The 15,778-nt window shown below is 41.0% G+C and carries 10 protein-coding genes; 5 read left to right on the top strand and 5 right to left on the bottom strand.

Going from position 1 to position 15,778, the window contains the following annotated elements; all coding sequences use genetic code 11:
* Positions 1 to 165 precede the first annotated feature (165 nt).
* From AC4CUX_RS16745 to putA, 4 genes are all read right to left on the bottom strand, one after another.
* Complete coding sequence (locus tag AC4CUX_RS16745) at positions 166 to 414, bottom strand: hypothetical protein (RefSeq protein ID WP_004696981.1); 249 nt, start codon at positions 412 to 414, stop codon at positions 166 to 168.
* A 207-nt stretch (positions 415 to 621) separates the two neighbouring features.
* Positions 622 to 846: a hypothetical protein gene (locus tag AC4CUX_RS16740; RefSeq protein ID WP_004984703.1), complete on the bottom strand. Its 225-nt coding sequence runs from the start codon at positions 844 to 846 to the stop codon at positions 622 to 624.
* Positions 847 to 1,088: 242 nt separating this feature from the next.
* Positions 1,089 to 2,171, bottom strand: a complete 1,083-nt coding sequence (gene trmA, locus AC4CUX_RS16735; RefSeq protein WP_005401207.1) for a tRNA (uridine(54)-C5)-methyltransferase TrmA — start codon at positions 2,169 to 2,171, stop codon at positions 1,089 to 1,091.
* A gap of 267 nt (positions 2,172 to 2,438) precedes the next feature.
* On the bottom strand, positions 2,439 to 6,194 hold the full coding sequence (putA, locus tag AC4CUX_RS16730) for a trifunctional transcriptional regulator/proline dehydrogenase/L-glutamate gamma-semialdehyde dehydrogenase (RefSeq protein WP_005401208.1): 3,756 nt from the start codon (positions 6,192 to 6,194) through the stop codon (positions 2,439 to 2,441).
* A gap of 117 nt (positions 6,195 to 6,311) precedes the next feature.
* On the opposite strand from putA, the gene AC4CUX_RS16725 reads away from it, so the two are divergent.
* Positions 6,312 to 6,806, top strand: coding sequence for an Lrp/AsnC ligand binding domain-containing protein (locus tag AC4CUX_RS16725; RefSeq protein WP_004696989.1), 495 nt, complete (start codon positions 6,312 to 6,314; stop codon positions 6,804 to 6,806).
* Positions 6,807 to 6,868: 62 nt separating this feature from the next.
* Here the strand turns inward: AC4CUX_RS16725 and putP are convergent, their stop codons facing one another.
* Positions 6,869 to 8,392: a sodium/proline symporter PutP gene (putP, locus tag AC4CUX_RS16720; RefSeq protein WP_005401209.1), complete on the bottom strand. Its 1,524-nt coding sequence runs from the start codon at positions 8,390 to 8,392 to the stop codon at positions 6,869 to 6,871.
* A gap of 1,230 nt (positions 8,393 to 9,622) precedes the next feature.
* On the opposite strand from putP, the gene AC4CUX_RS16715 reads away from it, so the two are divergent.
* The 4 genes from AC4CUX_RS16715 to AC4CUX_RS16700 all read left to right on the top strand — a co-directional run bounded on the left by AC4CUX_RS16715 (position 9,623) and on the right by AC4CUX_RS16700 (position 15,775).
* Positions 9,623 to 9,988, top strand: a complete 366-nt coding sequence (locus AC4CUX_RS16715) for a hypothetical protein (RefSeq protein WP_080543921.1) — start codon at positions 9,623 to 9,625, stop codon at positions 9,986 to 9,988.
* Positions 9,989 to 10,128: 140 nt separating this feature from the next.
* Positions 10,129 to 13,587 carry a transcription-repair coupling factor gene (mfd, locus tag AC4CUX_RS16710; protein WP_490792576.1) on the top strand — a complete coding sequence of 1,153 codons (3,459 nt, stop codon included), beginning with the start codon at positions 10,129 to 10,131 and terminating at the stop codon, positions 13,585 to 13,587.
* A 231-nt stretch (positions 13,588 to 13,818) separates the two neighbouring features.
* On the top strand, positions 13,819 to 14,253 hold the full coding sequence (locus tag AC4CUX_RS16705; protein WP_005401212.1) for an HIT domain-containing protein: 435 nt from the start codon (positions 13,819 to 13,821) through the stop codon (positions 14,251 to 14,253).
* 58 nt (positions 14,254 to 14,311) lie between these two features.
* Positions 14,312 to 15,775 (top strand): adenylate/guanylate cyclase domain-containing protein, encoded by a 1,464-nt coding sequence (locus AC4CUX_RS16700; RefSeq protein ID WP_039890488.1) that lies wholly within the window; start codon positions 14,312 to 14,314, stop codon positions 15,773 to 15,775.
* The last annotated feature ends 3 nt before the right edge of the window (positions 15,776 to 15,778 follow it).

Raw genomic sequence — 15,778 nt, 5'->3', positions numbered from 1 at the left:
TCTGTATTTTAAAGCTTCTGCTGGGAATTAGCGACTGTTTAGTGGGTTTCGGTTATTTGAGTTTACGATGATAGAAATAAAAGAGACCGATTGGAAAGGAGTATCTAGCTTTTGTGATCGCATTAAAAGAGGATGCAAGCATCCTCTTTTAAGATGAAGTAGTGTTTATTGATCCACTAGACCTAAAAGTGAATTTTGGGTACTGCACATGCGTGTTGCTTCTTCAGTGTTCATCGCTTTCACGTCTTCTTCAAATTTCTTTTTTTGTTCTTTGAGTTGTTCTTCAGGCAAACCCATCTGCTCGGCAAGTTTTTCCATTTTTTCCCAAGACTCAACACAAGCTTTCGGCATCTTGCTACATGCTGTTAAAGATAAAAGGGTAATACATGTGCTGATTATGAGTAGTTTTTTCATTACTTAACCTTTTAATTTCAAAAATTATTGATTTTTATATTGAGCCTGTAAGGTAACAAAAAATTCAGGCTTTGTATAATATTTAAACGTGCAAAGTGTGCTGTGCTTCATATATCTTGGTTTTTTATAAGGCGAATGATTTACAGACATTAAAAAAGGCACTTAGATCAATCTAAATGCCTTTTTGATGAATATTCAGTGACTCTACTACTGTAGAGGTCGATGCTGAAGTTCATTTAACTCCTTACGGCCATAGCCACGAGAAGCTAATACTTTTTTAATCCCAACAATCACGTCTTCATCGGTCGCTGTTTTAAGCTTTTCGATGAGCTGTTCATTGGTTTTACAAGAGCAGTCATTTTCAACACAAGCAATTTGATTTTTATGCTCGTTTTGCTGTTCATTCGAAAACAGCTTTTGCCAAAAACTCATATAGACTTCATTTACAACCTAACATAGGGTGAAATATAGCCAATCTGTAAAATAATGCAAGTCAGCGTGAGAGATAAAAGCAGCGATCGATGTCGAAAAATTCCGATTATAGCGCCAGGTATTAACGTTATTATGACAGTTGAAATACTTGCATTTTATATAAGCTTATCTTTTTTCATGAAAATTAAAAAAGAAGCTCATTCGAGCTTCTTTTTTATACGGTTTAAGTTGCAACAAATTGTTTAAATTTTTTCCAGCAAAACCCCAGATTCGACATGGTGGGTATAGGGGAATTGATCAAACAATGCAAACTGTGAAATTTTATGGGTTTGGCTGAGTGTTTTTAAGTTGTCATGCAAGGTGTCAGGATTACACGAAATATAGATGATCCGTTCAAAACGCTGAATCAATTTTAAGGTTTCATCATCAATACCCGCACGCGGTGGGTCAACAAATACGGTATCGAACTCATAGCTGCTCATATCGATATTTGCTTCTTGTAAGCGACGGAATTCGCGCTCGCCGTTATAGGCTTGTGTGAAGTCTTCTGCCGATAAACGCGCGACTTGAATATTATCGATGTGGTTTTGTTCGATGTTCCACTGTGCTGCATACACTGAGGACTTAGCCAGTTCAGTGGCTAAGACACGGTTGAAACGGGTTGAGAGCGGTAGGGTAAAGTTACCATTGCCGCAGTAAAGTTCTAACAAATCTTTGTTCGACTGCTGTGCAGCATTACAGGCCCATTCGAGCATTTTTTGGCAGACTTGCGCATTGGGCTGCGTAAAGCTGCTTTCAATTTGTTTGTACTGATATTTGCGCTCAAAAACTTGTAGTTCTTCCACCACAAATTCATCAGTGAGTACCACTTTTTGACCACGGCTACGGCCAATCAACTTAATATTTAATTTTTCTGAAAGTTGTTTGGCTAAAACCTGCCATTGTTCATCGAGTGGGCAGCGATAAATCAGTGAAACCAGCATTTCACCCTTTAAGGTTGCTAAGAAATGCACTTCAAATAGGCGTTTTGAGAGGAGATCATTGCTTTTCAATTCTGCCAATAAAACAGGCATGAGCTGATTAATACTGGCATCAGCGATTGGGAAGTCATCAATACGAATGACTTTTTTCTGATTGTCTTCATCGCGTTCAAACATGGCATAAAACATATCATCTTCGGTATGCCAAATACGGAATTCTGCACGCATGCGAAAGTGTTTTTCAGGAGATTGAAAAACTTCAAGCGAAGGTGGAGTGAATTCAGCAAATTGAGCTGTAATTCGTTCAATTTTGGCGTCAAGTTGTTGTTGATAAGAAGAAGTCATATGCAGTAAAAATCGCAAACATATTGAAAAAAGAGATGGTAACAAAGTTTGCCGAATTAGCCTAAAGATATTCAGCAAAAGCGTGGGGTTTATTCATGCTACAAGTGGTTTGATGCTGTGCTACATCGGAAATTTTCGAGCAGATTAAGTCAAACCGAGTCGCATAAAAAATGCCAAGTAAACAGACCAGGAGATGTTGACTTGGCAATAGAGGAAACATAGTAATAAACCTGCAGTCCTGATGAGGACTGCAGGTTTAAATTGGGCTTAGTTCAAAGTCATGAGACTTGCATTACCACCAGCAGCTGCAGTGTTTACACTGATAGCGCGCTCAATCACAAAGCGTTCTAAAGGAATGGCAGTTTGTGATGGGCTAAGATGAGTAATACCCACAATCGCACCTTGACGCTCAGCAATCTGCTGTTGCAACGCTAAAAGCTGCGCCGTTGTACCATGGTGCAATACCGCATCAAAAGCATCAGTTTTGATGTCTTTGATGACATGGAACGCTTGAGCCAATGCTTTAGGCATGCTTGGTATGTGTTTTAACACAAAGCTGTTATCTGCAAGCACTGCTGGACGGCTACCGACTGCAAAAATCGCATTCAACTGTTGTAACTGATCCGCTTCTTGTTCTGCTAATGACAACACTGCATGACGCGGAATTACCATGTATTGGTTACTTTCACCTGTTGGACCTTGCAGCTCGTAATGATGGCCTGAACAGAAGTTCTCAATTTTTGCCAATTTTACTGCTGGGAAGGTTTTAGCTGCCCACTCAAGGAACAATGCAGAGTTGCTGAACTCGACTTGAGGGTTTAAGTCAGCACCTGTTGCAAATGGTTTATTTAACTTTTTCGCAGAACAGTTTTGCATTAGGCGATATAGATAAATTGGACCGCCCGCTTTAGGGCCTGTACCTGATAAACCTTCGCCACCAAAAGGTTGTACACCGACAACTGCACCCACGATGTTACGGTTGATGTAGAGGTTACCTACTTCAGCATGGGTCATTACAGTTTGAATGGTCTCATCAATACGGGTATGTAGACCCATCGTCAGGCCATAGCCTTTGCTGTTGATGTGCTCAAGTAATTGTTTGAGTGAACCTTGGTTAAAGCGAATCACGTGCAGCACAGGACCAAACACTTCGCGCTCTAAATCATTGAGATTTGGCAGTTCAATCAATGTTGGTGTAATGAACGTTCCTGCATTTATCTCAGTGTCTTGAGCATCATTACGCATCAATTGGTGTACGCGATGACCTTTTTGGCGCATTTTGTCGATGTGCTTTTGAATGTTTTCTTGCGCTTCAGCATCAATTACAGGACCAATATCTGTTTTAAGTAGATATGGGTTGCCCACTTGAAGTTGCTGCATTGCACCTTTAAGCATTTGAATCACAGCATCGGCATTGTCTTCTTGTACACACAGTACGCGAAGAGCAGAACAACGTTGACCTGCGCTGTCATAAGCTGAGCTGACGACATCAAGTACAACTTGCTCAGTCAGTGCTGATGAGTCAACGATCATGGCATTTTGACCGCCTGTTTCAGCAATCAGTGGAATGCTTTCACCATTTTTGCTTAGACGCTTCGCCACAGTTTTTTGCAAAATCTTGGCAACTTCAGTTGAACCTGTGAACATGATGCCTTGAACTTGCTCGGCTGCACTGAGTTGTGCACCCACAGTTTCACCGCGACCCGGCATCAGCTGTACAGCAGCTTGAGGCACACCTGCTTGCCATAAGATTTGAATTGCTTGCGCTGCGATCAATGGCGTTTGTTCAGCTGGTTTAGCAATCACTGTATTACCCGCAACCAACGCAGCAGCAACCTGACCTGTGAAGATGGCCAATGGGAAGTTCCATGGGCTAATGCATAGCATAGTGCCTAAAGGCTCAACTTCTGCGTTTGCATCTAGATCAATCATTTGCGTTGCGTAGTAGCGTAAGAAATCTACAGCTTCACGAACTTCTGCAATGGCATTGGCATACGTTTTACCACTTTCACGACAAAGTAAAACCATCAGTTCTTCTAAGCGAGCTTCCATTAAGTCAGCAGCGCGAAGTAGGTAACTCGCACGGGTGTCTTTAGCCGTACGTGCCCAAATATCTTGAACAGCCTGCGCATTGTTTAATGCTTGCTCAACTTGTTCGGTTGTTGCTTCTTGTACATAACCCACAACATCTGTGTGACGTGCTGGGTTGATAATGCTTTGCGGAGCAACGGCGTCATTGGTCTGAATGTGCTCACCCATTGGGGCAGCAGACCATTGATGCTTAGCAAACTGTTGAGCTGTTTGGTTCAACTGAGCTAATGCAGAGTCATTTGCAAGGTCTAAACCTTTAGAATTTGCACGCAGTTGGCCATAAAGTTCAGCAGGAAGTGGAATCGAAAGGTGCTTTTGACCCACGATATTTTCACGTTTTGCACTGCTTAAAATGGTTTGAGTTGGGTTTTCAATCAAATCATCAATTGCGAGTGACTTGTCTGCAATACGGTTTACAAAAGAGGTGTTTGCACCATTTTCAAGTAAACGACGTACAAGATAAGCCAATAGTGTTTCATGGTTGCCCACAGGTGCATAAATACGGCAAGGTACACCTAGTTTTTTATCTAGTTTTTCGCCGACCACTTGTTCATACAGTGGCTCGCCCATGCCGTGTAAGCATTGGAACTCATACTGACCCACGTAGTATTTCTCTGGGTTAGCCATTTCATAAATAGTCGCCAAGGTTTGCGCATTGTGTGTTGCAAACTGTGGGTAGATTTGTTCTGGTGCAGCTAATAATTTCTTCGCACAAGAGATATACGACAAGTCTGTATGTACTTTACGAGTAAATACAGGGTAGTCAGTCATCCCTTCAATTTGTGCTTTCTTAATTTCGCTGTCCCAGTACGCGCCTTTCACTAAACGGATCATTAAGCGTTTTTCGCTACGTTTAGCCAAGTCTACGATGTAGTCAACCACGTAGAAACAACGTTTTTGATACGCTTGGATAACGAAACCAATACCTTTCCAGTCTTTGAGTTCTGGTTCAAAGCATAGGCGTTCAAGCATTTCTAAAGAAATTTCTAAACGCTCAGATTCTTCTGCATCGATATTTAAACCGATGTTGTAGCCACGTGCTAATTTAGCAAGGGTAAAGACTTTGCCATACAACTCTTCATGCATACGTGCAACTTGTGCACGTTGGTAGCGAGGGTGTAGAGCAGATAATTTAATTGAAATACCTGGGCCATCGTAAACATCTTTGTCTTTTGACGCTTGACCAATGGCATGAATGGCATCGGTATAGTCTTTCATATAACGATCAGCATCATGATCGGTCAGTGCTGCTTCACCCAGCATGTCGTATGAATAGCGGAAGCCTTTTTCTTCAAGACGTTCAGCGTGTTGTAATGCTTCAGCAATGGTCTCGCCAGTCACAAACTGTTCGCCCATCATACGCATAGCTACATCAACCGCTTTACGGATGATGCCACGACCACTACGTGCCAATAAGCCTGTTAAAGTGCCTGATAAGCTATTTTGCTTTGGCGTTTCCATCAGTTTGCCAGTCAACATGAGGCCCCATGCAGCCGCATTGACAAACATCAGGTTACTTTGACCAACGTGTTCTTTCCAGTTGCCTTGGTTGATTTTGTCTTTAATCAATAGGTCACGTGTCGCCATGTCTGGAATACGAAGCAATGCTTCAGCTAAACACATCAGCGCAATGCCTTCTTGAGAAGACAGTGCAAATTCTTGTAAGAGACCCTGTACAATGCCTGCTTTACCGCTGCCGCTTTTACGTTCACGTAAAGTATGAGCCAAATCAAACGCAAGTTCATGAATGCGTTGATTCATCTCGTCAGAGATTTTGCTGTGGTCTAATAAGTTTTGAACACAGTCAGTTTCGGCACGTCGCCAAGCGGTATTGATTTCAACTTCAAGCTCACTTTTTTCTTTGAATTCGGTAATATATTCAAATTGAGTTTGAGCGTCGTTGAAATGCGTATTGCTTTCCATCATATTCATGCCTACATCCTGTGCATACAATAATGTGTTGAGAGATCTATAGTAATTAATTTATGATTACAGAAAGAATGCCGAATAACTCACTATAATTTGTATGCTATTTAGAGATTAATTCAGATGACGAGCCCAATTTTTAGCTTGGACCGAACAGATATCAAAATATTAGATATTCTTCAAAGAGATGGAAAAATATCGAATATTAAACTTGCCGAAGAAGTGAACTTGTCAGCGACGGCTGCTTTGGCTCGAGTACAGAAATTAACCAAGGAAGGTTTTATTCTGAGTTATGAAGCACGCTTAAATCCAAACATGCTCAATGCCAGTTTTGTGGTTTTTGTGGAGATCCTTTTGGATAAAACCACGCCACATGTCTTGGAAGATTTTCGCCATGCCGTGCTACAACATGATGAAATTGTGGAATGTCATATGACCAGTGGGGGCTTTGATTTTGTGGTGAAGATTCGCTGTGCCAGTATGGATGAGTTCCGAAAAATCTCAGGTCAAGTCTTGTGGCAACTGCCGGGTGTTAAAGAAACGCGCAGTTATCCAGTGATGGAAGTCATCAAAGAAAGCTCACGTATTCAACTCAAATACAAACCTTTGTCGAAATAATTGAGTACATGAGATGTAAAAAAAGGGGCTTAAAAGCCCCTTTTTTTGGTCTACACGTTCAATTAACGTTGTGTAGATTCTTGTTTCATTTCAGCCATCGCTTGTTTGTACATGCTGTCTGCTTGTTCAAAGCGTTGTACCACTTCAGCTTCAGGGGCTTTACCCATTAAGCTTACCACTACAATGCTGATCCAAGAGAAGATGAAGCCTGGAATAATTTCATATAGACCTAAGTGTCCTAATGCATTTTTCCACACAATCACGGTTACCGCGCCAACAATAATACCTGCAATAGCACCATTCAAGGTCATGCGCTTCCAGAACAAAGACAAGATAATCAGTGGACCAAATGCCGCACCAAAGCCTGCCCATGCATAAGCTACAAGGCCTAGAACTTTACTGTCAGGGTTGCTTGCTAAACAAATTGCAAGAACAGCAACAGCAATAACCATGAAGCGACCCACCCAAACCAATTCTTTTTGAGAAGCGGTTTTACGGATGAAGGCTTTGTACATGTCTTCTGTCAATGTTGTAGAACAAACCAGTAACTGACAGCTTAATGTACTCATCACTGCAGCTAAAATTGCAGCTAAAATGATACCCGCAATCCAAGGGTTGAATAAGAGTTTAGTCAGTTCCATGAACACAGTTTCAGGGTTTTGAGAAACCACAGCCGCTAGTTCAGGGTGTTGTTGGAAGTACGCGATGGCAATAAAACCAGCACCTACTGCACCACCTAGACATAAAATCATCCATGTCATACCAATGCGACGCGCAGCAGGAATCGTTTTCACAGAATCCGCAGCCATGAAGCGCACTAAAATGTGTGGCTGACCAAAATAGCCTAAGCCCCATGCCAATGATGACAGGATGGCAACAGTGCTGAGTTCAGAAACAATATGCAATGCTTGTGGGCGAGCCGTTTCAAGTAAGACTGTGAACTGTGCAGCATTACCATCAATCGCAAGGTAAGTCATGATTGGGGTAAGCAGCAGAGCAAAAATCATTAGACCTGCTTGGAAGGTGTCTGTCCAGCTAATTGCAAGGAAGCCGCCAATACATACATAGCTGATGGTTGCAATTGCGCTAATCCACAGTGCAGTGGTGTAGTTCCAACCAAAGATACTTTCAAATAGACGTGCGCCTGCGACCATACCTGAAGCACAGTAAATGGCGAAGAATACTAAAATAACGACAGCTGAGATCATACGTAAGATACGTTTGCGATCTGCGAAACGACCTGTGAAATAATCAGGAAGGGTGAGGGCATTGTTTTGGACTTCAGTATGCACACGTAAACGTCCTGCAACCAATAGCCAGTTGAGCCATGCACCAATGATTAGGCCTACGGCAATCCACGCTTCAGACAAACCAGACAAATAAATTGCGCCCGGTAAGCCCATCAGTAACCAGCCACTCATGTCTGATGCACCTGCAGAAAGCGCAGTAACTACACTTCCTAAGCTACGACCACCTAAGATGTAATCATCAAAGTTGTTTGTGGACTTGTATGCATACAAACCGATGCCAACCATGGCAATGATATAAACTAAAAATGTGACGAGGGTGGGGTTAATTTGACTCATAGGCATTCCTTGGCAAAATCCGACTTGGGAGATTTTTTAATCGCTTTGTTTGAGACGGCGATTCAAGCATAAAAATAAAATTACACTCTGTAACAGTTATGATGTGTTTTTGTATATTTTGTGTAATTATTAATTGTTTTTTAAAATTAAACAATAAGTTGTTGAAAATATGTTGTTTATTGGTCAATTATTATTCTTTTTTTATAGGGTGAATGAAATTCTAAGCATTTATTTCGTAAAATCAGCGGGCTAGTTATAATTTATGATTTTTTATTGCTTACGAAAAATTACATTACCTACAAAACAGGTGTATTTACATATAAAGTGTTTCATTTATGAAATGTATTTACAGCCGTGAAATAGGTAGAAAAGACGAATATTTCACCATTGAACTAATTTTGTTAAGGCATTCATACTTTGAGTGCATTGGAAAACTTTTAAATTTCTAATTAGAAAATAAGAATTCAATGGCATTTTCTGCATGCTTTGGCGTAAATAAAAATAGAGTCGGCACAAATTAACTGCACATTTGGCAAAATCTCTACTGAAATTGTGTAGACCATTGCGGTGGCATATGAGTAATTGATCCAACCACCTGAAAGTTGGTTATACGCTTTTCCCTTGCATCTAACCATAGATGCCTATCAAGGTGGAGCGGGTACTTTAATTAAATGAATAGAAACGAAGTATTGGCCAATCTTGCATGGAACATCTATCACTTCCTCAAGGTAAATATGATTTTATATTTCAAAACGATCATATCAATTAATCTCAATCGAATAATGATGTCTATCCAACGGCGCTGTGTTTTAGTCACTTATTAATGGTATTGCAGCCTTAAATACCAAATGTATTCAAGCTAATGAAAACGTATACTTTGATGCAGTCATGAGTAGTGCTGGTATGGTGATTTTGCTTGATCCAATTTTAGGTCGTGAAATGTGATGAAATGGGTAAACAGTATATTGCGGAAAAACAAAACAATTTAGCAAGTGGTATTGGAGAAAGGGTTGTTAACTTAAGAACCCTTAGGTCATATTTCTCATTTGAAACTTGGCTGCTGAGGTGACGCCGACGGTTGTACCTTTAGCATAAGTTCGCTAAGACATTTATAACTATATATAGGTGTAAAAGTAGTCAATGCGCTGCTTTTATACTTTTTAGCCGATACACGCTAACAAAAGGTAGCAGTTGGAACTACAATAAGCTTGAGTGAAGAACCATGATTAGATGTCTATGTTGAGTAAATTAAGCCAATTATTTAAATTAAAGAAAGATGCGCCAGAACAACTTTTTTTGCAGCAGCATCAGATTGAATATGATGATGAAAAAGGCTTTATCATTGAAGGTATTGTGCTAAATGCTATACATGCTGAACGTTTGGTCTATTTTTCAAATCGTAGAATTAGTCAGTTTGATGACCTCAATGCACTTTTTTATAGTGCTATGTTAATCAATGAAAAGATCGACTTGGAAATTGCCAATGAGCGATTTGTTGTACGTTTAGGCAATAATCTAGAAAACTTAACCGAGTTAAAGCGAATGATTAAGCTACTCAATGACTATTATTACCAGTTTATACGTGACAAAAAATAAGTCTTTTAAAAACCATAAATTTGAGTTTTAAAAAGGACTTAGCGCTAGATTGATGTTGTTCTTGTCGTGAAAAATAACATGCAACGAGAGGACATCATGCTAGTATATGACGCATGTTTTTAAACGCTAAAGCCATGTCCATGTTCCAAGAAAAAATCTCCCAACTGAATGTGCAACAACTAAAAGCAGGCGAAAAACGTTGGCTGGGAAATTTGCTCGGCTCTTCAGCTGCATTATTCATTCAAACGTTAAGTACACAAAATAAAAAGCTCTTTGTGGTTGTGGCGAAAAATAATCAACACTTAGCACAACTCGAAAGTGAATTTGAATTTTACGGTATTCGACCGACCATTTTCCCAGACTGGGAAATTCTGCCTTATGATCGTTTATCTCCTCATCAAGATATTGTATCTGAGCGTCTCGCAATTTTATCCAATATGCCGCAAACAGGTGTCTTACTGATTTCGGCTTCGACCTTGGCGCAGCGTGTAGCGCCGACTTCGTGGGTTTTGGGAGAACACTTTGATATTCACGTCGGTCAAAAGTTTGAATTAGAACAGCAAAAGAAGCGTTTGATTCAAGCAGGCTATCATTTGGTCGACACAGTATATGACCATGGTGAATTTGCGGTTCGGGGTAGCATTATGGATATCTATGCCTCAGGTCAAGCTGCACCAATTCGCATAGATTTGTTTGATGATGAAATTGAAACCCTTAAATTTTTTGATCCTGAAACACAGCGCACTACGCAAAACTTAAAACAATTTTCCGTATTACCGGCTAAAGAGTTTCCGCTGAAAGAGGCACGCAGCATATTTCGTGATCGCTATGCAGAAATGTTTCCGACGGCAAATCCAAAGAAAAATCCAATTTATCAGGATGTGTTAGAAGGAATTGCATCGCCAGGGATTGAGTTCTATTTCTCGCTCTTTTTCAGTGCAGCGCAGATGGAAACCCAAAGTACACTACTTTCGTATTTACCAAGTCATTCCATTGTCATTACAGATAAGCAGGTTGATGATGGTTTAGATAGTTTTTGGAAAGAAATCGATCGACGTTATGAAGACCGTCGTCATAATGTTGACCAGCCAATTTTAGCCCCTAACCAGCTCTTTATTTCGACCAATCAAGTTTTAGAACAGCTCAATACCTTTCCACGTATTATTGCATCAGTCGAGGATTTTGATCTAAAAGCAGGTGTGATCAATTTAAACACCGCGCTTCCACCACGTTTAGCGGTTGATCCTAAAAATGAAAAGCCTTTTCATGCGGTTAAACAGTATATTGATGCTGCTAACCATCCGGTATTACTGGTTGCTGAAAGTGCGGGGCGTCGTGAAACTTTAAAAGATGCATTGCGTGCCACATTGGGAGAGATTCCTAATGTCGAGAATTTTGCTGAATTTCAAAAATCCTTATATGCCATAGCAATTACCAGTGCACCATTAGAGCGTGGCTTGGTATTAAAAGACAGCATTAGCATCATTTCTGAAAATCAGTTGTATGAGCATCGGGTTGTACAGCGTCGTCGTAAACGCCAGCAAGAGGTTTCGGAAGAGTTTCTCATCCGAAGTTTGACTGAACTGAGTATGGGCGCTCCGGTAGTGCATATCGACTATGGTGTGGGGCGTTATGCGGGCTTAGTCACTTTAAGCATTGATGATCAAGACTATGAGTTCTTGCAACTCGATTATGCCGATGCAGCCAAAGTTTATGTTCCTGTCACCAATTTACATTTGATCAGCCGTTATAGTGGCGGTGACCCAGACTTGGCACCCTTGCATAAGTTGGGTACTGATGCTTGGAGTAAAGCAAAACGTAAAGCATTAGAGCAAATCCATGATGTAGCAGCGGAGTTATTGCATATCCAAGCCCGTCGTCAAGCCAAACCAGGTTTTGGTTTTGAGTTGGATCAAGGTCAATATATGCAGTTTGCCAGTGGCTTTGCCTATGAAGAAACACTCGATCAAGCCAATGCGATTGAGGCAACTTTGTATGATATGCAACTGGCTAAACCGATGGATCGCTTGGTCTGTGGCGATGTGGGCTTTGGTAAAACCGAAGTTGCGATGCGCGCAGCATTTTTAGCGGTACAGAACAATAAACAAGTGGCCGTTTTGGTGCCGACGACGTTGCTGGCTCAACAGCATTATGAGTCGTTTAAAGACCGTTTTGCAGACTGGCCTATTCGTATCGAAGTTTTATCACGTTTTGGCAGCAGTAAATCACATACCAAAACGATTGAGGATTTAGCGGAGGGCAAAGTCGACATCGTGATTGGTACGCATAAAATTTTACAAGAAAGTGTCCAGTTTAAAGACTTAGGCTTGATGATTGTGGATGAGGAACATCGCTTCGGTGTACGTGATAAAGAGCGGATTAAAGCCATGCGTGCAGATGTGGATATGTTGACTCTGACTGCAACTCCAATTCCACGGACTTTAAATATGGCCTTTAGTGGTATGCGCGATCTATCCATTATTGCCACACCGCCTGCACGACGTTTAGCGGTAAAAACTTTTGTGCAAGAACATACGGGTGATTCAGTTAAAGAAGCCATCTTGCGTGAGTTACTGCGTGGTGGGCAAGTTTATTTCCTACATAATGAAGTAGAAACGATTGAGCGTGCAGCGGAGAGTCTTCGAGAACTGGTCCCTGAGGCACGTGTGGCTGTTGCACATGGTCAAATGCGGGAACGCGAGTTAGAACAAGTCATGCAGCAGTTCTACCATAAAGAATATAACGTGCTGGTCTGTTCAACTATTATTGAAACAGGGATTGACGTTCCGAATGCCAATACCATTTTAATTGAACGGGCAGATAAGCTGGGTTTAGCGCAGTTGCATCAACTACGTGGGCGTGTAGGGCGCTCGCATCACCAAGCCTATGCCTATCTGTTGGTGCCATCCATCAAAGGGTTGAAAGGTGATGCTGAAAAACGTCTAGATGCGATTCAGCGGGCATCGACATTAGGTGCGGGTTTTATGTTGGCCACGGAAGACTTAGAAATTCGTGGAGCGGGTGAGCTACTCGGCGAGCAACAAAGTGGTTCAATGCAAGCCATTGGGTATAGCTTGTATATGGAGATGCTTGAAAAGGCGACCAAAGCCATTCAAAAAGGCAAAACCCCGAACTTCGATGCGCCACTCTCACTGACCGCAGAAATCAATTTACATATGCCGGCTTTGATTCCAGATGAATATCTAGGAGATGTCCATCAGCGTTTATTGTTCTATAAGCGCATTAGTAATACGGACAGTCAGGAAAAACTCGATAACATTCGTATGGAGTTGATTGACCGTTTTGGGATACCGCCACAACCTGTGAAGCAGCTTTTTGCTGTGCATCAGATGCGTTTGAAAGCAGAAACACTGGGCATTACCAAAGTCGATATTGCTGCCAATGGTGGTGCGATTGAATTTTCACCAGACACTCCTGTTCAGGCTATTAGTATTATTCAGATGATGCAAAAACACCCGACCTTTTTTAGGATGGAGGGTGGTCAGCGCTTAAAGGTCATGGTGATGCTAGAGGAATATGAAAAACGGATTCAATTTATCAATGACTTATTGGAAAGTTTGTTGAAAGAGTTGCATTAAAATTTAGCTTTAATTTGCCGTGATTTCATACAGATATCAGGTTTTTCTTGCGGACTTGCGCTATAAAAAGAAAGACTTGATTTTTTGATGAAATTTATTAGAGTAATAAATGTGATGTGGTTCAAAGTAAAACGTAGTTTATTTGTGTTGAAACACATTGCTTACAATATTCACCTCTGATTGGATGTGATAGTATTAGCCATTATTCTAATTTGCATCATTTATAAAGATATGTTTAGTTTGCATCCACAACTTGCTCAAGATACGTTTTTTGTAGGCGACTTTCCACTTTCAACATGTCGCTTAATGAATGATATGCAATTCCCGTGGCTAATTTTAATTCCACGCGTGCCAGGCATCACTGAGTTATATGAGCTCAGTCAAGCCGACCAAGAACAGTTTTTACGTGAGTCAAGCTGGTTATCAAGCCAATTGGCTCGTGTATTCCGTGCTGACAAAATGAATGTTGCTGCTTTAGGTAATATGGTTCCGCAGCTCCATTTTCACCATGTTGTACGTTATCAAAACGACGTCGCATGGCCAAAACCAGTTTGGGGTACACCCGCTGTTGCTTATAGCAATGAAGTGCTTGCGCATATGCGTCAAACTCTAATGCTTGCACTACGTGGCCAAGGTGATATGCCATTCGATTGGCGTATGGACTAATACACGTGAGAAATCAAATCAGGGATGATTTGATCGTGTGCATAATGGGGAACGAGCAGTGCCATTAGATCATTGGTTATCTAAAGAGCCCAAACAATTTGTGTATTTCCATCGTGCGATGGGATATGGCATGCTGTCTTTAATAACCATCGTCTATCATTATACGATGGCAGATACCAAATATCAGATTTACGTGCCGCTGCTGTTGCTCATTGTATTATTGATCACCCCCCCATTTTCAAGGTGGTTAGGTTATCGCTTCAATAATACGATGCAACGCGGTGTGATGTTTGTTATAGATATTGTCATTACAGCGATCATTTTAGCCGCTGTACATCTCAGTATCGTACTCACATTTTTAACCATTTTTGCTATGCTTTATACGGCTATTAGCAATAAAATTTCTTTTTTGATGGTGTCTTTGGCCAGCCTGATTGGGGTGGTTGTCTTTTATATCTCTATTATCTTTGTCTTTGGTTTTAGTGAGTATTTCGAGGCTACTAGTACCGAACTGATCGTATTGGGCTTTTTGTGCCTCACCACTTATTTTGGCGTGGGTAGCTATTATCAGCGCAACCAAATGCAAGACATATACCGCCGCAAAAATCACTATTTTGATCAGATGAACCGTTATATGGAGTTTGCCAATCAACTGAGTCGCTATGCACCAGTTCAGTTGTGGCAATCGATTATGAAGGGTGAGTCTGAAGCGAAAATTGAATACAAGCGTAAGAAACTGACAGTTTTCTTTTCAGATATTCAGGGCTTTACAGAGCTTTCTGAAAGCTTAATTCCGGATGATTTAGCATTCCTACTCAATGATTATTTAAAACACATGACCGAGATTGCGAAGCAATATGAAGGTACTGTTGATAAATTCATGGGGGATGCAATTTTAGTGTTCTTTGGTGACCCTAATTCTGAAGGTGTGGAGCGAGATGCTCAAAACTGTTTGGAAATGGCCATGGCGATGCGTCAGCAAATGAAAATTCTGCGCGAGCGTTGGGTGAAAATGGGTTATCCGCCATTGCATATTCGTATGGGGATTTCTACAGGGTATTGCCACGTAGGGAACTATGGTGCATCGCACCGTATGGCTTATACCATTGTTGGTCGTGATGCAAACCTTGCTGCACGTTTACAAAGTGCAGCACAAGTGGATGAAATCTTAATTTCGGACGATACACATAATTTAGTAAAAAATGATTATCTTTGTGCGCCGAAAGCACCAATTTTCCTTAAGGGGATTAAAGGTGCTGTGAAAACGTGGCAAGTCGTTGAAAAATATACGTCGCAAAAATCAGACTATCAACGCTGGTTTGATTATGAATATAAAGGGTTTCATTTGCTGCTAAACTTAGATGAAGTGCAGAATTTTGAATATCCGCAGTTGATTCAAGTTTTAGAAAAAATGATTCAACGCATTCAAACCCAGCAGAAGATGACCAACTCGCAAGGTATCGTCAAACTCAATCTTGAAGATGAAGTAATAGAGCCTGTTCAGAAAAATGAATATCATTAACTT

The organism is Acinetobacter sp. 231_lipA (assembly GCF_058243005.1).
Note: the sequence above shows the minus strand (reverse complement) of the source record. Positions and strands in the feature narration are given on the sequence as shown.

What these genes read in the sequence shown, in the direction of transcription:
- AC4CUX_RS16715 (WP_080543921.1), top strand. Translation starts at nt 9,623, where the DNA reads ATGTCTATGTTGAGTAAATTAAGCCAATTATTTAAATTAAAGAAAGAT.
- AC4CUX_RS16725 (WP_004696989.1), top strand. Translation starts at nt 6,312, where the DNA reads ATGACGAGCCCAATTTTTAGCTTGGACCGAACAGATATCAAAATATTA.
- AC4CUX_RS16745 (WP_004696981.1), bottom strand. Translation starts at nt 414, where the DNA reads ATGAAAAAACTACTCATAATCAGCACATGTATTACCCTTTTATCTTTA.
- AC4CUX_RS16740 (WP_004984703.1), bottom strand. Translation starts at nt 846, where the DNA reads ATGAGTTTTTGGCAAAAGCTGTTTTCGAATGAACAGCAAAACGAGCAT.
- AC4CUX_RS16705 (WP_005401212.1), top strand. Translation starts at nt 13,819, where the DNA reads ATGTTTAGTTTGCATCCACAACTTGCTCAAGATACGTTTTTTGTAGGC.
- trmA (WP_005401207.1), bottom strand. Translation starts at nt 2,171, where the DNA reads ATGACTTCTTCTTATCAACAACAACTTGACGCCAAAATTGAACGAATT.
- mfd (WP_490792576.1), top strand. Translation starts at nt 10,129, where the DNA reads ATGTTCCAAGAAAAAATCTCCCAACTGAATGTGCAACAACTAAAAGCA.
- putP (WP_005401209.1), bottom strand. Translation starts at nt 8,392, where the DNA reads ATGAGTCAAATTAACCCCACCCTCGTCACATTTTTAGTTTATATCATT.
- putA (WP_005401208.1), bottom strand. Translation starts at nt 6,194, where the DNA reads ATGAATATGATGGAAAGCAATACGCATTTCAACGACGCTCAAACTCAA.